At 35.4% G+C, this 16,402-nt stretch carries 16 protein-coding genes; 15 read left to right on the forward strand and 1 reads right to left on the reverse strand.

The window, feature by feature from the left end:
• Positions 1 to 208: 208 nt before the first annotated feature.
• The 3 genes from ACTJJ9_RS17775 to ACTJJ9_RS17785 all read left to right on the forward strand — a co-directional run bounded on the left by ACTJJ9_RS17775 (position 209) and on the right by ACTJJ9_RS17785 (position 3,598).
• Complete coding sequence (locus tag ACTJJ9_RS17775) at positions 209 to 580, forward strand: iron chaperone (protein ID WP_440768785.1); 372 nt, start codon at positions 209 to 211, stop codon at positions 578 to 580.
• 498 nt (positions 581 to 1,078) lie between these two features.
• A complete protein-coding gene (locus ACTJJ9_RS17780; RefSeq protein WP_174881297.1) occupies positions 1,079 to 2,377 on the forward strand; it encodes a GntP family permease in 1,299 nt (432 codons plus the stop codon).
• Between the two features lie 81 nt (positions 2,378 to 2,458).
• Positions 2,459 to 3,598 (forward strand): glycerate kinase family protein, encoded by a 1,140-nt coding sequence (locus ACTJJ9_RS17785; protein ID WP_145580452.1) that lies wholly within the window; start codon positions 2,459 to 2,461, stop codon positions 3,596 to 3,598.
• 63 nt (positions 3,599 to 3,661) lie between these two features.
• Here ACTJJ9_RS17785 and ACTJJ9_RS17790 read toward each other — a convergent pair whose 3' ends face one another.
• On the reverse strand, positions 3,662 to 4,693 hold the full coding sequence (locus tag ACTJJ9_RS17790; protein ID WP_095303475.1) for a CdaR family transcriptional regulator: 1,032 nt from the start codon (positions 4,691 to 4,693) through the stop codon (positions 3,662 to 3,664).
• Positions 4,694 to 5,135: 442 nt separating this feature from the next.
• On the opposite strand from ACTJJ9_RS17790, the gene ACTJJ9_RS17795 reads away from it, so the two are divergent.
• The 12 genes from ACTJJ9_RS17795 (at position 5,136) to ACTJJ9_RS17850 (ending at position 16,222) form a co-directional block, all read left to right on the forward strand.
• Positions 5,136 to 5,468, forward strand: a complete 333-nt coding sequence (locus tag ACTJJ9_RS17795; protein WP_095303473.1) for an MmcQ/YjbR family DNA-binding protein — start codon at positions 5,136 to 5,138, stop codon at positions 5,466 to 5,468.
• Between the two features lie 185 nt (positions 5,469 to 5,653).
• Positions 5,654 to 5,995 carry a Na-translocating system protein MpsC family protein gene (locus ACTJJ9_RS17800; RefSeq protein ID WP_095303471.1) on the forward strand — a complete coding sequence of 114 codons (342 nt, stop codon included), beginning with the start codon at positions 5,654 to 5,656 and terminating at the stop codon, positions 5,993 to 5,995.
• Positions 5,996 to 6,163: 168 nt separating this feature from the next.
• Positions 6,164 to 7,210, forward strand: coding sequence for a Rieske 2Fe-2S domain-containing protein (locus tag ACTJJ9_RS17805; protein ID WP_412964306.1), 1,047 nt, complete (start codon positions 6,164 to 6,166; stop codon positions 7,208 to 7,210).
• A 321-nt stretch (positions 7,211 to 7,531) separates the two neighbouring features.
• On the forward strand, positions 7,532 to 8,212 hold the full coding sequence (locus ACTJJ9_RS17810) for a phosphatase PAP2 family protein (protein ID WP_095303467.1): 681 nt from the start codon (positions 7,532 to 7,534) through the stop codon (positions 8,210 to 8,212).
• A gap of 50 nt (positions 8,213 to 8,262) precedes the next feature.
• Entirely contained in the window at positions 8,263 to 8,934 is a 672-nt protein-coding gene (locus ACTJJ9_RS17815; protein ID WP_095303465.1) for a serine/threonine protein kinase, read from the forward strand.
• Between the two features lie 102 nt (positions 8,935 to 9,036).
• On the forward strand, positions 9,037 to 9,237 hold the full coding sequence (locus ACTJJ9_RS17820) for a hypothetical protein (RefSeq protein WP_170944521.1): 201 nt from the start codon (positions 9,037 to 9,039) through the stop codon (positions 9,235 to 9,237).
• Between the two features lie 115 nt (positions 9,238 to 9,352).
• Positions 9,353 to 10,324: a LacI family DNA-binding transcriptional regulator gene (locus tag ACTJJ9_RS17825; RefSeq protein WP_095303461.1), complete on the forward strand. Its 972-nt coding sequence runs from the start codon at positions 9,353 to 9,355 to the stop codon at positions 10,322 to 10,324.
• A 335-nt stretch (positions 10,325 to 10,659) separates the two neighbouring features.
• Positions 10,660 to 11,097 carry an MFS transporter gene (locus tag ACTJJ9_RS17830; protein WP_255451773.1) on the forward strand — a complete coding sequence of 146 codons (438 nt, stop codon included), beginning with the start codon at positions 10,660 to 10,662 and terminating at the stop codon, positions 11,095 to 11,097.
• Positions 11,098 to 11,490: 393 nt separating this feature from the next.
• Entirely contained in the window at positions 11,491 to 13,347 is a 1,857-nt protein-coding gene (locus tag ACTJJ9_RS17835; RefSeq protein ID WP_145580450.1) for a beta-glucoside-specific PTS transporter subunit IIABC, read from the forward strand.
• A 16-nt stretch (positions 13,348 to 13,363) separates the two neighbouring features.
• Positions 13,364 to 14,770 carry a glycoside hydrolase family 1 protein gene (locus ACTJJ9_RS17840; protein ID WP_095303253.1) on the forward strand — a complete coding sequence of 469 codons (1,407 nt, stop codon included), beginning with the start codon at positions 13,364 to 13,366 and terminating at the stop codon, positions 14,768 to 14,770.
• Positions 14,771 to 14,873: 103 nt separating this feature from the next.
• Entirely contained in the window at positions 14,874 to 15,266 is a 393-nt protein-coding gene (locus ACTJJ9_RS17845; RefSeq protein ID WP_095303252.1) for a YidH family protein, read from the forward strand.
• A 98-nt stretch (positions 15,267 to 15,364) separates the two neighbouring features.
• Positions 15,365 to 16,222 carry a PRD domain-containing protein gene (locus tag ACTJJ9_RS17850; protein ID WP_095303251.1) on the forward strand — a complete coding sequence of 286 codons (858 nt, stop codon included), beginning with the start codon at positions 15,365 to 15,367 and terminating at the stop codon, positions 16,220 to 16,222.
• The last annotated feature ends 180 nt before the right edge of the window (positions 16,223 to 16,402 follow it).

Raw genomic sequence — 16,402 nt, forward strand, 5'->3', positions numbered from 1 at the left:
ACTCAAAAGAGATCTCTACTTGCTTTTATTTTTTATGGCTTGGCTTTAATATGCATTTGGTGAGGTTATGACAAGGTAGAAAATGATATGAATAATCATAGGTTTCTTTTTCTTTAATAACTAGATAGAATATGATTATAGTTGGAAATAACTGTTGTTTACAGATGTTTGTCCGAACGATTGAATCGTTTATTTAGGAGGGAACAAGATGGAAGTTTTTGAAGAATTTTTAGCGCGTATTGATAACCCTGACCATCGGTATCGAGCGGAGGAAGTATTAGGATGGGTAGCTGAAAAATTCCCAAATTTAATGCCAGTCATTAAATGGAATCAGCCTATGTTTACAGATCATGGTACATATATTATCGGTTTTAGTGTAGCTAAGCATCATATGGCTGTTGCTCCTGAAAGTGTGGTCATTGATCATTTTTCTGATACAATAGTCCAGGCTGGCTATAATCATACTAAGGAGCTGATCCGCTTTCCATGGGATAAACCGTTTGATTTTTCATTACTTGAGAAAATGATCAAGTATAATATTTTAGATAAGGCAGATTGTACTACATTTTGGCGGAAATAGACTTACGTTTCGGAAAAATCAGGAAGAGCTACAAAAGAAATTCAGCAACTCTAAGCTGAGTATACATGCAATGAATAAAGAGTTTATTGTTGAGAGATAGATGGAAGTTGGCTAGCTTTTGCTAGGAAATTAAGTGAATTTGAAGTGTGTACGGAACAATGTAATAAATGAATGGGAGCGTTACTGCAATAGGTGGTGACGCTTTTTCTGATGCTTCCAATTGATGAATTGAGGTCGTTAAGTGTTGTTATTTTTGTGCATTTGCACAAATTTATTCGTCAATTTATCAATTGTTTGGGTGAAGTGAATGTAATAGAATGAAAACGTATTCATGAAAGGGCTTTAATAATAGGGGATAAGATTAAGTAGAATAGATGGTTGAAATGGAAATGATGATTTGTGCATTTTCATAAAGGGGTAGATTAGTAAATCGGAATATATAGGTAGTATGCTTCACTTCTCATGGATGATAGTTTAATAGGATTAGGAGGATATATGATGACAGCATTGGATATTAGCTGGATTGGTGCTTTATGTGGATTAGCTTTGGCAATCATTTTTATCTTGTTTAAGCTTGCTCCAACGTATTCTTTAATAATAGGAGCTATTGTTGGAGCGTTCATTGGTGGTGCTGACTTTACGGAGACGATTTCTATTTTGGTATCTGGTACGCAAAGTGTGCAAGGAACAGTTATTCGAATCATCGCTGCAGGTGTTTTTGCTGGTGTTATGATGGAATCAGGAGCTGCGGAGACGATTGCAAAGGTAATTGTAGATAAGCTTGGTGGTACGAAAGCGATGTTATCATTGGCGCTAGCAACGATGATTATTACAGCAGTTGGTGTCTTTATTCCTGTAGCTGTACTAATTGTTGCACCGATTGCTTTATCTGTTGGGAATAAAATGGGGTACTCAAAGATTGCCATCCTTCTGGCATTGTCTGGGGGAGGAAAAGCAGGGAATATTATATCTCCCAATCCGAATACAATAGCTGCAGCAGGTGGATTTGATTTAGATGTAAACCAAGTAATGATTGGTGGTCTAATACCAGCTATTTTTGGAATAGCTGTAACTGTTATTGTAGCTTCAATTATTAAGCGCAAAGGGACGAAGGTAACAGATGAAGAGGTTGAGGAACTGGAAAAATCTAATTCAACCGATCTTCCAGGACTGTCTAAGGCACTTATCACTCCTGTAATCGCGATTATTTTATTGATGATAAGCCCAATTGGTTCAATGTTAGGTATAGAAGGACTTGCGAAGCTAAATATCGATTCTCTATTTATTCTACCATTTGCTGCGATAGTCGGTACTTTGGCGCTAGGGAAGGGTAAGGATTTATTAAATTATTGTACAGCAGGACTAGATCGAATGACACCAACGATTCTAATTATCATTGGTGCAGGGGCAATAGGAGGCTTGATTACAGCATCTGATTTACCGCAACAAGTCGTTGCATTGGTGGAAGCATCAGGAATTTCAGGTACTTTCCTTGCCCCAATTGCTGGTATCTTGATGGCTGCAGCAACAGCCTCTACTTCGACAGGTGTTATATTAGCAACTGGATCTTTTTCTGAAGCAATTTTGGATACGGGAGTTGCACCAATGGCAGCTGCGGTTATGACACATACTGGAGCAACTGTCATCGACCATCTTCCACATGGAACTTATTTTCATGTTACTAGAAATGCGATGAATATGAGTATGGCAGATAGAATGAAGGTTGTTGGGTATGAAAGTATAGTGGGGATTACGATGGCAACGATTGCAATCATTCTCTTTGGATTTGTGCTTTAAGACGCAATGAAACAAGTAAAAAAATAAATGAACATCTAATATAAATCTTATCGTATTTTATCAAAAAACCGAGGTGAATAAATGATGGGGAAAACATTTTTACTGGCTCCGGATTCATTTAAAGAGAGCATGACGGCGAAGGAAGTTTGTGAAGCAATGGAAATCGGAATTAGAAGAGCCATGAAAGATGCAAAATGTATTCATGTACCGATGGCAGATGGAGGGGAAGGAACTGTCCAATCCTTAGTCGATGCCACGAACGGTACCATCATAGCAAAAGAAGTGACAGGCCCGCTTGGTACTCCTGTATTGGCTCAATATGGCATTCTTGGCGATGGGAAAACAGGTGTTATTGAAATGGCTTCTGCAAGCGGCATCCACTATGTGACGAAGGAGACAAAAAATCCTCTTGTAACGACCACTTACGGTACGGGAGAATTGATTAGAGAATGTATAAAGCAAGGGATTACAGAGATTATTCTTGGTATTGGTGGAAGCGCTACAAATGATGGGGGAACCGGCATGGCAGCAGCACTTGGCTATCAATTCCTTGATGAAAGTGGAAAGGAGCTTCCACTAGGAGGAGGCTACTTAGACAGGCTTGCTAGAATTGATTCTTCACATGTGATTCCAGAATTAAAGGATATCCGCATTCTTGTTGCATCAGATGTAACGAATCCATTATGTGGAGAACATGGCGCATCTGCTGTATTTGGTCCCCAAAAAGGTGCTACACCTGAAATGGTTGAAATTCTAGATCAAAATCTTAGACACTACAGCACAGTTGTAAAAGAGCAGCTCGGAAAAGATGTTCTTAATGTGCCTGGTGCAGGTGCTGCGGGAGGACTAGGTGCTGGCTTGCTTGCTTTTACGAACTCTACGATGAAAAAAGGGATTGAGATTGTTATTGAGTATACGAACCTGAAGGAGCAAATGAAGCAGGCAGATTACTGCTTTACGGGAGAAGGCGGAATTGATTTTCAAACAAAATTTGGAAAGGCTCCTTATGGTGTAGCCCAAGCTGCCAAAAGTGTAAATAAAGATATAAAAGTAATAGCGTTAGCAGGAAATATTGGGCAGGATGTCGAGGTATTATATGATGAGGGCTTTGATGCGATCTTCGGTATCGTTCCAGGTGCTGCAACAATTGATACCTTGCTTGAGCAGGGGAGAGAGAATGTGATTCGCACTTCGGAAAGCATTGCTAGGTTGCTCAAATAATGTCAGACATAACTATATAACAATCCAAAAGAAGCTGGTCTACTTATTGTGGATACAGCTTCTTTATTTTATCGGATTAATTAATGTAAAAAGTAGCTCTACTAAATCGAGGATGTTTTTCGGATCCTTCCCAGTTAATTGATGGATTCGATTTAATCGATAGCTCAATGTATTTCGATGAATAATCAGTTGTTTTGCCGTTTCATTAGTATTAAGATTACAGCCTATGTATGCCTTTAACGTTATGATAAGCTCGTCATTGTTTGCAAGTATTTCCTTAAGGCGCTCTACTTGTGGATCATGCTTTAATCCCTCTGATACATTAGCAACAAATTCACATTCATTATAGGATATGACATTCTTTTTTCCAGAATAAAGACCTTTTAACACACGAATAGCTGACCTGCATTGTTGATAGCCATCAGAAATTCGATCATTTCGTTTGCTGATGGAAATAGATGCATCTTTAAATTGCTCCTTCAGATGTTCAACGATCTGTTCTATTTTATTTGGCTCTTGGATAATTAAGCATAGTGTATTTTTTGCCACTTGAAAGGTAGGAAACTGCTTGATTATGCTTTCATCTGTGCTATTAGAAAATTCGATATAGATGATTTGGCTAGGCTTGTTTAATTGGATTCCATATGTTAAGGCAAGCTCTGCTAGTTCTTTTGTATAATGAGTCTCATGCTCTAATATGGAGTGAAAGAAATCTTGCTTTTGATTTCGTTCGAGATTTTTTTTCTCTAAAGCCATGCTTTGTTCTATTAATAATACAACCGTGGATTTTACGAGCTTGCCGAAGCGGCTTGTTTCTTTCACTTCCCCGCTAATTCCCACGACTCCAACAATGATGCTGTTTAATTCAATAGGAAGATTAATCCCCTTTTTTACAAACTCTTCATCTTTTTCAATTTCAACTATTTTCCTTTGTTTAATGGCAGCTACTGCCCCATGATGTAGAGTGCCAATTCTTTTTGGATTTCCACTTCCAATTATCCTACCTGATTGGTCCATGATATTAATGTTGTAAGGGATATCCTTCATCATTCGATCTACTATATTTTGCGCTTGTTGAGGTGTTAGTACATACATGGTGAAGTCTCCTTTACAATCTTCTGTAAGCTCTGTCGTTAGTTAGAGAGTATCCCTACTTGAAGGATGAGGGAATATATTTATTAGACTGGTGTTGCGATAAGGAACAGACATTTCTAAATGACAGCTTTTGTATAACATTACTCCATGCAATTAGTAATCTATGTTTTTTAGTACCCGACCACATAAAGGATAGTCCTTCAAAGAAGTGGGTATTACGTTTATTTTTTTCCTAGTTTATCCTAAACAAAATTTGAAGTAAAGGAGAGAAAGGGATAATAACATACGTTTTGATCATTGCGTTTTTCAGAATGAAGTGTTTTTAATTTGTTATAATTAGGATAAATAACGCTTTTTATAAAATGTTGCACATATGCAATTTACAAGGAAGTTGTGCTGCCATATGAACATGAAGCAAACTTACAGGTGAAGAGGAGGAAAAATGAAAACGAGAAAAGAAGCGATTGATTACTGCTTAAGTTTAGCAAACACGTACGAGGATTATCCATTTCGTGATAAAAATTGGACCTTAATTAGGCATATGGCAAACAAGAAAGTATTTGCGTGGATATTTGAAAAGGATCATCATATTTGGATTAATGTGAAGTGTGAACCTGGTTTTCTCGAACACTGGCGCTTGATTCACGCTTCAGTTGTCCCGGCATTTCATCTTAATAAAGACCATTGGAATTCGATTATTCTTGATGGTACTGTGCCAGTGGATGAAATACACGAGATGATTAGACAAAGCTATATGCTAACGAAGGCAAAGTAAGTGATATACTACATTTTTTAGGTAATCTCCCTAACCTAATTTAGGGAGTTTTTTTTATGTCTGTTGGCAAATAGCATTGAGAAGAGCTGAAAATGCAAATCAATGTGTTACAAAATATAACAAATATGTAGATGAACACAATCCCGAAAATATACAATGAAACTTGTAAGATGAGGGGGGATAATATGGGGCAAGTCACGAAGAAAAGCATAGCCACCCTGTACAATCAAGTTAGCAAAGAAATTTTCGGTATTGGAGTTCATGATCAAAAGATTGATATGATAGATAATAAGATTCTGATTATCGCAAGAACAAAGCGTCTCCCAGCACTTGATGCTTTAAGTGATGAATACAGTGAATTAGTTTCGTCGCTTGATGCAGCACTATCATCCACATACAAAAGGCTGTTAAAGGAGAAATTGGAGATTTTATTTGATGTAACAATAACGTCACTGTTTCGAGATTATGATTCAGAAAAAGGGATCGCTTGCACGGTTATTTGTTTTGATAACGAGATAGCTGAATAACATAGACTGTCGAAAACTCGTAAAATCGTTTTTTCTTCAACTTATGTTATCAATCGCGGGTGCTATCCCTCTGTTTACGGATGGAAAGAGCCGTGAAGATAGAAGTAATTTTCTGTCTTCACGGCTTTTTTATTTTGATAAAAACTATTTTTGAAAGGATGATAGATGATGGCTAATCTTTCGCAAAAAAATAAAAACGATATTCAATATCCAAGAGATTGTACGTTTTCTTTACAGGATTGGACTGTACTTAGTAACTATTGGTATCCGATTGCTGAAAGTAAGGAGGTAACCGAAAAGCCATTAGCTGTTAAATTACTTGATGTTCATCTTGTTGCATATCGAACGAAAACAAAGCTAGTTGTTGCAAGGGATTTATGTGTTCACCGTGGCACTCCACTTAGTATGGGGTGGGTAGAGGATGAAGAAATTATTTGTCCATATCACGGCTTTAGATACCGCCCAGATGGCGTATGCACCTCTATTCCAGCACATCCAGAAGCAAAAATATCCCCTCGTCTATGTATGACGGTTTTGCCTGTCGTGGAGCGATTTGGCTTAGTATGGACGTCATTGACAGGGAAGTACGACAATATTCCTTCATTTTCAGCCTGGGATCATTCAGATTTTCAACAAATTAATTGTCCACCGTTTGATATTAAAGGATCTTCAGGAAGACAGATGGAGGGGTTTTTAGATGTCGCCCATTTTGCTTGGGTACACACTGAAACATTTGGGGATCGAAATAATGCGATTGTTCCGCGGTATCAAGTAGACAATACTGAGTATGGACTACATGTTGAATATCTTAGCTCTGTAAGTAATTATTCAAAGGAATTACAACATCTTAATCCGGAGGGGTTTGAATGGCTTCGCGTCTTTGATGTGTACCCTCCATTTTCAGCTACGCTTAAGGTTTACTTTCCAAATGGTGGGGAGCTATGGATTATGAATGCAGCATCACCAAGATCTGCAAGAGAGACGAGACTATTTGCTCCTATTGCTCGAAACTTTGATAAAGCTTCACCAGTTGAGGATGTCCATGCATTTAATTTACAGGTTTTCATCGAGGATAGGGAGATGGTAGAAAATCAAAAGCCGGAAGATCTCCCACTTGATTTACAAATGGAAGCACACATTATGGCAGATAAAACATCTGTTGCTTACCGGAAGGCACTGAAAAAATTAGGGCTTGGGGATCTCTACACAAGTTAGAATATCTTCCATGAGATGTATTTAAAAATTGACCAACGTCTCATTCTCTGATAAGATAGAGTTAACTAAAATGAACGTGATTCCTCAAAGGGGAGTAGCTGTTAAACAAAGTCGTCATTTCGGGTGAAATAGCCCCGGCTTTGTTGGCAATATCATTTGCTAGCGAGACCTTTGCCAATATTATTTATTGGTAAAGGTCTTTTTAGGCCTTTACTTTAAATAGTAAAGGCCTTTTTTATTAGAGGAAAGTGAATTCGTTCATTTAGTGAAAGGAGGATCTTTGTTTGATTTTTCAGCATAAAGAGATAAGGAGTCATTCAAGTGAACTATGAAGAAAACAAAGTGAGGGAAAGAGGGAGTTCCTATTCAACTAGAGTTGGACTGATTATCGGCTTGGTGGCGCTTTTGGTGAATGTTTTGATGATTGTTCAGCTATCAGCCACTCTAATCAGGGAAGAATTCTTTTCCTTTGATAAAGCAGTCATTAGTACTGTTCGATCATTTTCTTCAGAGACAATGGATGCTGTAATGTTGTTTATTACTGAGCTAGGTTCTAGCTTTACACTTGGAACATTGCTTCTTGTAGGAATGATTCTATTATTTTTAAAAAGAAAAGATAAGGTAGCTTCTCTATTTTTCTTTCTTGTTGTCGCTGGAGGAGGGCTAGTTAATTCATTATTAAAGAATCTTTTTGAGCGGGAACGCCCGAATGTGAATCGATTAATAGAGATTGATGGATTTAGTTTTCCTAGTGGTCATTCAATGGGAAGCATGCTGTTTTATGGATTTCTCGTCTACTTACTTTTTAGAAGCAAACAAAGGAAGCAACGAAAAATCGGATTAGGAATTTTATTATGTATAATTATTTTGCTTATTGGAATTAGTCGAATTTATTTAGGTGTGCACTATCCTTCTGATGTTTTAGCAGGGTTTATTGCAGGGTTCATTTGGCTTAGTATTTGTATTATCGTTCTTGAAGCAGCATACAAATGGAAGAAATGAATCAACTCTTTTTATGCTGCATAGGGAATTTAAGAAATTAGGTGATGTTGATGGAAAAGGATTGGTTAGTAGCTGATGATTTATTGTCTAAAATAAACATCACGTCAAATCCCCAAAATAAACCAGTAACGATTCACGGAGATTCAAAGGATTTAAGATGTATTGGGATTGGAACCGATGCCGCAGTTTTTCAATATATTCATAATAAGAATTATGCCTTTAAGCTTTACGCTGATGATAAAAAGGATAAAATTCAACTAGAAGCAGATGTTTATAAACGTTTAAAGGGTTCACCGTATTTTTCTACATGCTATGCAGCTTATGAGCGATATTTAGTATTAAGCTTTGAACCAGGGATAACCTTATATGATTGTCTTCTTCAAGGGATCCATATTCCTCATCAAGTGATTTTGGATGTAGAAGAGGCAAGGAAATATGCAATGAAATGTAACTTAAATCCACGCGATATTCATTTGAAAAACATCTTGCTTCAAGATGGAAGAGCAAAGGTTATTGATGTTTCAGAATATTGTCTCGAAGGAAATGATCATCGCTGGGAGCATCTAAAAAAAGCGTATGATATGTATTACGACTTAATTGATGGAAAGGCGATTCCACATTGGTTAATGGAATCTGTTCAAAGATGGTATAACCAAAAAAACTTTAAAACGATCGAAGAATTTATGAAGGATATCCTGAAATTAAAATTCTTTTGGAAATAAACACTCAAAAATATGAAAAGAAAAGAGGAATGGAAATGCTCGATAAAATCTTAAAATCATTGTTAAATAGTAAATCACATTCACATAGGAAGCATAGCTCAAGTGACTTTAAAAGAAGAAAGTACTCAAATAACTATCACCCTTCAAAATATGGTCATGAGCATTATAAAAGAAGACGGAAATCTAGCAGCTTTTTTAGTTCTTATAGCAGCTAAAGCGATGCGAAGAAACATGCTCAGAAATGGTGATATCAACGTTTCTGAGCATGTTTCTTTTTTGTTATATGTTGAGGGACCTTCATGATACTTAATAAAGGTGCAAAATATATCCATTTATGTTAATCTAAATGAAAGCGGTTGACATAAATGAAAAATTAAAAAAATGAAGGAAATAACAACGATTTATTAGGTGATGAATGATGCAAGTAAAATTAGAAGATGTAGCGAAACTAGCCGGAGTTTCACCGACAACTGTTTCACGAGTGTTAAACAATCGGGGATATATAAGCGAAAAAACAAGAAAAAAAGTAGAAGATGCAATTAAAGAATTAAATTACTATCCAAATGATATTGCACGTTCACTATTTAAAAAAAGAACGAATTTTATTGGACTCATCCTGCCAACAATCAATAATCCTTTTTTTAGTGAATTAGCATTATATATTGAGAATATATGCTCAAATTACGGTTTTAAGGTTATTCTTTGCAACAGTCTCGGACAGCTTGAAAAGGAAAAATCATATGCAGAGATGCTAATTAGACACCAGGTAGATGGGATGATCGTTTGCTCGTATAATCGTGGAATCGAGGCCTATAAAAATCCAAAGCTTCCAATTGTAGCAATCGACCATTATTTATCCCCAACGATACCAGTGATAGGATCTGATAACTATGAAGGAGGAAGACTTGCAGTACAACATTTAATTGATGTCGGCTGTAAATCGATCATTCATATTAACGGACCATTTGATTTAGAAACGCCTACGCAAAATAGACGAAAAGCATATGAAGATCTAGTTGAAAAGCCAATCACATATGAGCTTAATAATCTCTTTAATGAGGAAGCAACTGCAGCGACAATTAGACAAATATTTAACGATTATCCAGAAACAGATGGAATCTTTGCAAGTGACGATCTTATCGCAGCTACATGCCTGAAGGTTGCTCAGGAATTACATATCGATGTACCGAAACAACTAAAAGTGGTTGGCTATGATGGAACACAAACGGTATCAAGCCTACTACCTCAATTAACAACGATCAGACAGCCAATTGAAGATATTGCGAAAACCGCAGTGATAAAATTAAACGAAATTATTGAGGAAGCTCAAACTGACGAAACGATGGAGATTATTTTGCCTGTGCAGTTTGTGAAAAATCGTACGACATGATAAATGAAGGGGAAAAAGAGCTAAACTATTATAGCAATGAAATTAAACATCTTACCCTCGGTATTTTTGGGTAAGATGTTTTTTATTTATATATATAAATTTATGATAACTTTAGCTGAATAAATGTTAATGAGTCTCAGTGTGCCTAAATTAAAGGTGGTTTCAAAAAAACCTTTACATACGCTAGGAGGGGTATAGTATATTAGGTGTGAGAAACCTACGACAACAACGGCTTTATTATTTTTATTTAAAATATACTATACCCCCGTATTTAGGAAGGTGAATACAATGGATAACGGAAAGAGGATTCAAATCGCTGTAAATGGAGGCATGGGATTTGGAGCAAAACTAAATTGGGCATGAAACTAACAATGGTTATTGGTTTTATTATTCTTGGTATAGCTGGACTATTATTATCAGGTAATACAGTTAGTGGGGATTATTGGAGCGATGTGTTTATTGCATTGCTATTGGCAGCACTCGGGAATGCTCTTGCGTATCTTCCAGCAACAACAGCTGCTGTGTCAGAGGCAAAATCAGAGGATTCTGGACTCGCATCAGGGCTGTATAATACAACATATCAGGTTGGATCTGCAGTTGGGTTGGCGATTATGGTGTCTATTGCAGCGGCGGTAACTGCTAGTGCTACAGGTGAGTTATCAATAACACTTAATGAAGGTTATCAACAAGCATTCTTCTGGTGTGGGATGGTGGCTTTTTTAGGTGCTATATTGGTGCTGTTATTTGTCCGCAAACCGAAGCAAGAAGAATAGATTTGGTTAAAATTAAGTAGAAGTTTATTATGATTTAATTTAAAGTCTGATAAGATATAAAAAGATGATTTAATTAATTGGGTAGAGATAAGTTGTATTGTCTTGAATATTAAAAGACTAACTTATTTATGCTGGTAGATATTATTATTGTATTCTAAACATAACAATATCCTTGCCTTAATAAAATTCTTGTAATTATTATTTGAATACAATATAATAAGCTCAAATAACAAAATAAATAAACCGGACATGTTACTGGTCATGCAGGCAGGATCCATAAAAACGATATTTTATCTAACGATATGATATTGTTTTTAGGGTCCTGTCTTTTTTTGTTAGCTTATTTTTTGGCCGAAATGTAAGCGTATTAAGATATCCTGAGGAGGATTTAATATGGATTATAAAAAAATAGCAACTGATATTTTAAACAATGTTGGTGGTGAGGGCAATGTGGTTCATCTAGGGCATTGTGCAACAAGATTACGGTTTACACTTGCAGATGATAGCAAGGCAAATATAGATGAACTAAAAAAAATTCAAGGAGTTTTAGATGTAGTTAATAAAGCACAATTTCAAGTAATTATCGGGAATAATGTAATCGAAGTGTATGATGAATTGAATAAACTTGGAAAGTTTGGACAGCAAAATCATAATCAGAACCAAGCAAAAGGTAAGCAAAAAATAGGGGCAACAATATTAGATTTTCTAATTAGTGTATTCCAGCCTTTAATTCCTGCAATGGCAGGTGCTGGTATCTTAAAATCAATGCTATTGCTTTTATCGGTTCTAAATTTGATTGATGAGAATGGACAGACGTATTTTATTCTAACGTCTATTAGTGGTGCAGTATTTTACTTTTTACCAATACTAGTTGCTATTACCACAGCAACTAAGATGAAGGTAAATCATTTAGTTGCTGCAGCTGCTATGAGTATATTATTATTCCCTGATATGACTAAGCTTTTAGCTGAGGGAGGGAGTCTTTTTACGATTCCGCTCACAAATGTTAACTATTCAGCACAAATTTTTCCATCTATACTAGGTATTATTTTCTACGCTTATATGGAAAGATTTTTTACCAAGATTTCACCAAAGCCTATTCGAGTTTTCTTTATACCAATGATGTCAATGCTTATAACAGTTCCAATGACACTTTTAGTTTTAGGGCCAATTGGATTTCAGGCTGGAACTTTATTAACATCTATTATTTTGTTTGTATTTGATAAAGCTGGATGGATTGCAGTAGGTCTTCTTGCATCAATACTTCCATTTATGATTGCTACTGGTATGCACAAGGCACTAACACCATATGCAATTAATACAATTTCTGCAACTGGAAGGGAATTTCTTCTATTGCCTGCGTTATTTGCGCATAATATGGCTGAAAGTGGTGCGAATTTTGCCGTAGCTTTACGTGCTAAAGAAACAGAACTTAAATCTATTGCATTATCTTCGGCTATTTCTGCCTTATTTGGGATCGCAGAGCCGGCACTTTATGGTGTTACATTACAAAGAAAGCGTGTACTAATAAGTGTTGTAGTATCAAGTTTAATTGGGGGTCTAAGTCTTGGTCTATTTGTTGTAGGAGGATCTACACCAGTAAGCCCGAGTCTTGCAAGTATATCAATGTTTATAGATCCAAAAAATGATAATATTATTATTTTCGCTCTTTTATGCTTAGTCATTTCTTTTGTATCAGCATTTATAATTACTCTTATTTTATGGAAAGAAGATAAAGAAAAAATGGAACAAACGGTAGCTGATCAAACTCCTGATAGTGGAGGATTGATTGATGTGGACGTTCATATTAAACAACCGGTTAAAGGAGAAATGATTCCTCTATCTGAAGTAAATGATAATGTGTTTTCAACTAAAGTGATGGGGGACGGAATTGCAGTCATTCCTTCAAAAGGAGAACTATATGCACCAGCTGATGGGGAAATTAAAATGGTGTTTAATACAAACCATGCATTGGGAATGGAAACTGCTAATGGAGCAGAAATATTATTCCATATTGGTATTGATACAGTTAACCTAGAAGGAAAATACTTTGAATCTTTAGTGAAGGTTGGAGATAAAGTAAAGTCTGGGGATTTACTAGTGAAATTTGATTTACAAAAAATTATTGATGAAGGATATGATCCGGTCACAATTGCGGTAGTTACGAACAATGATAAATACTCAGTAAAAGTCACAGATTTTAAGAATGATAATGATTCAGTAATGATTATAACTACATTAGGAAATTGAATTGGAGGAGTAAGGTATGGCTAAAGGATTTCCCGAAAATTTTTTGTGGGGAGGCGCAACTGCTGCAAATCAAGTAGAAGGTGCCTACTTAAGTGATGGAAAAGGATTGAGTACAGCAGATGTCATGACTGCGGGTATGCATGGTGTTCCTAGAGAAATTACTGATGGTGTGGTGGAAGGAAATTACTATCCTAGCCACCAAGCTGTTGACCATTATCATCGGTTTAAGGAAGATATTGCATTATTTGCTGAAATGGGATTTAAATGTTATCGCTTGTCTATAGCTTGGTCAAGGATATTTCCAAATGGAGATGAGGAAGTACCTAATGAAGCAGGTTTAAAGCATTATGATGAAGTCTTTGATACATGTCTTCAATATGGGATCGAGCCTTTAGTAACTATTTCTCATTTTGAGACACCGCTGGGATTATTAAAATATGGCTCATGGGAAAATCGTGAAGTGATTGATTTTTATTTACGCTATTGTCAGACGATTTTTAACCGATATAAAGGAAAAGTAAAATATTGGCTTACTTTTAATGAAATTAATGTTATGTCAACCAAGCCTTGGATGGCTGCTGGGATTAATTCAAATGATGAGCAGACTAGAATGACTGCCGCCTATCATCAATTTTTAGCAAGTGCTAAAGCCGTGCAAATGGCTCATGCAATTGACCCTAATAATAAAGTCGGCATGATGTATGCTGGACATATTGCATATCCAAATAGTTGTGATCCAGAAGATATACAGACAACCGTTGATTTTATGCATAAAATGCTGTTTTATTGTGATGTTCAATGTCGAGGATATTATCCATCTTACAAATTAAAAGAGTTTGAACGTGAAGGAATCGTTTTACCAATTCAAGATGGCGATTTAGTAGAATTGAAAAAGGGGAAAGTTGATTTCTTATCCTATAGTTATTATTTAACTCATGTAGTAGGCAAAAAAACAAATCTAGAATTTAAAGGACTTAATGGTGTCAAAACGGGATACAAAAATCCATATCTTCCAGCAAGTGATTGGGGATGGACTATTGATCCGATGGGTCTCCGTTATTCATTAAATCTTTTATATGATCGTTATCAAATACCGTTAATGATTGTAGAAAACGGACTGGGTGCTGTTGATAAAATAGATGAGGATGGAAGGATCCATGACTCATATCGAATTGAATATTTAAGAAATCATCTAAAGGAAATGAAAAAAGCAATTGATATTGACGGGATTCCTGTCATGGGTTACACAATGTGGGGACCAATTGATTTAATTTCCGCAAGTACTGGTGAAATGAAAAAAAGATACGGCTTTATCTATGTAGATGTAGATGATAATGGAAATGGCACATTTAGACGAATTAAAAAGGATTCCTTCTACTGGTATAAAAAGGTTATTGAGTCAAATGGAGAAGATTTAGAATAGAATTATGGCTATGTAGCTACTAATAGTTTTTTTTACTATACTAGTAGCTACATTTTTCCGTGTTGTGACTAAGAAGATAAAGATAAGGGAGATATAGCTATTCATGGAAGCTTCCAAAGTAAAAGCTGAATTACCAAAAGATAGTGTGAAATATGCACAGCAACATTTGGCAAATGAAAGAACATACCTTGCATGGATTCGAACTGCTATATCTATTGCAGGTGTAGGTTTTTTAACTACTTCTCTACATTTTACGATTAAGATAAGTTCAAATTCGAAAATTAATATTTTGGCAATATTTTTAGGGATATTTGCTTGTGTTGTTGGTCTAATAACTGGGGTTTTGAGTACTATTCAATACCAAAGGAAAAGAAAAGAAATCGAGGAAGGGCTGTTTATTCCGTCTAATCATTCTATTATATTTGTCTCTATTTTATTTTCATTGCTTATTTTTTTGATTTTTATGTATCTTTCTTTTTTATTATTTCATTTATAAAAATAGATATGATATTTCCAAGTGTTCACCAAATTTAATTATAACAGGCTAATATATTGGAAAAGATTTAATGGGCTCTTTTGTGAAGGGGGATTACAATGAAAAAAATCAAAAAGGTTCTAAATTCTAGTGTTGTATTAGTAGAAGATGAACAAAGAAAGGATTTCATCCTTATTGGAAAAGGAATCGGCTACGGTCAAAAAGTAGGCAATATTATTAAGGAAAACCAAGTTGATCAAATGTTTATACCTATTGAAAATATAAAAGTAAAAGAGTTCATTGGTTTATTGGATTCCATTCCACCTGAATTTGTTGAATTGACCCAGAAAATTGTAACGTATGCTGAAGAGAAACTTAATACGAAACTTAATACAAGTATCTATTTTATGTTAATGGACCATTTGAATTTTGCAGTAGAAAGATTTAAGAAAAATATAAATATCACCAATAAAGTTTATTGGGAAATTAAAAATTATTATCCGGAAGAATTTGAGATCGGAGTTTATGCTCTTAAACGAATGAATGAAAAGTTCCAAATGGATTTACCGGTTGAAGAGGCAGCAAATATTGCATTTCACTTGATTAACGCTCAAGGAGAACAGAAAGAGTCTAAAAATGGCATGAGGTATGCCAAAATGATTGGAGGTATCGTTAATTTGACTAGATATACTTTTAATATCAACATGGATGAGGATAATATTCACTATACTCGGTTTATCACCCATGTTAAATTTTTTGTAGAACGTTTTTATTCAGATAAAATGTTAGATGATAAGGATAATGTATTATTTAAACAATTAGCGAGCCTATATCCTCAGGCTATGGATGGTGCATTTAAAATAAAAGAATATATAAAACGAGTTAATGGAAAAGATATACCGAATGAGGAATTAGCCTATCTCGCCGTGCACATCCATAGATTAATTACTTATAATGACTTAGAAAGAAGTAATTAAAATATAAATAATATTTCTATAATTTATATAAGGGAAATTTAAAAATGAGGACATATAAAGAGAGGCCACTGAAAAAGTCTCTATATCTTTAATAAAGCGAAGGCTTCCTCGATATTATGAGGAAGCCTTCGCTCTTTTCATTTATAATAGATATATAAACTCTAGGTGGTGTTCGCATGA

This window comes from Metabacillus sp. 22489, assembly GCF_052044855.1.
In the GTDB taxonomy this organism is placed as follows: Bacteria; Bacillota; Bacilli; order Bacillales; family Bacillaceae; genus Metabacillus; species Metabacillus niabensis.

Coding starts and splice junctions, on each gene's coding strand:
- ACTJJ9_RS17790 (WP_095303475.1), bottom strand. CDS start 4,693: ATGTATGTACTAACACCTCAACAAGCGCAAAATATAGTAGATCGAATG.
- ACTJJ9_RS17845 (WP_095303252.1), top strand. CDS start 14,874: ATGGAAGCTTCCAAAGTAAAAGCTGAATTACCAAAAGATAGTGTGAAA.
- ACTJJ9_RS17785 (WP_145580452.1), top strand. CDS start 2,459: ATGATGGGGAAAACATTTTTACTGGCTCCGGATTCATTTAAAGAGAGC.
- ACTJJ9_RS17805 (WP_412964306.1), top strand. CDS start 6,164: ATGGCTAATCTTTCGCAAAAAAATAAAAACGATATTCAATATCCAAGA.
- ACTJJ9_RS17825 (WP_095303461.1), top strand. CDS start 9,353: ATGCAAGTAAAATTAGAAGATGTAGCGAAACTAGCCGGAGTTTCACCG.
- ACTJJ9_RS17800 (WP_095303471.1), top strand. CDS start 5,654: ATGGGGCAAGTCACGAAGAAAAGCATAGCCACCCTGTACAATCAAGTT.
- ACTJJ9_RS17775 (WP_440768785.1), top strand. CDS start 209: ATGGAAGTTTTTGAAGAATTTTTAGCGCGTATTGATAACCCTGACCAT.
- ACTJJ9_RS17815 (WP_095303465.1), top strand. CDS start 8,263: ATGGAAAAGGATTGGTTAGTAGCTGATGATTTATTGTCTAAAATAAAC.
- ACTJJ9_RS17850 (WP_095303251.1), top strand. CDS start 15,365: ATGAAAAAAATCAAAAAGGTTCTAAATTCTAGTGTTGTATTAGTAGAA.
- ACTJJ9_RS17795 (WP_095303473.1), top strand. CDS start 5,136: ATGAAAACGAGAAAAGAAGCGATTGATTACTGCTTAAGTTTAGCAAAC.
- ACTJJ9_RS17835 (WP_145580450.1), top strand. CDS start 11,491: ATGGATTATAAAAAAATAGCAACTGATATTTTAAACAATGTTGGTGGT.
- ACTJJ9_RS17840 (WP_095303253.1), top strand. CDS start 13,364: ATGGCTAAAGGATTTCCCGAAAATTTTTTGTGGGGAGGCGCAACTGCT.
- ACTJJ9_RS17780 (WP_174881297.1), top strand. CDS start 1,079: ATGACAGCATTGGATATTAGCTGGATTGGTGCTTTATGTGGATTAGCT.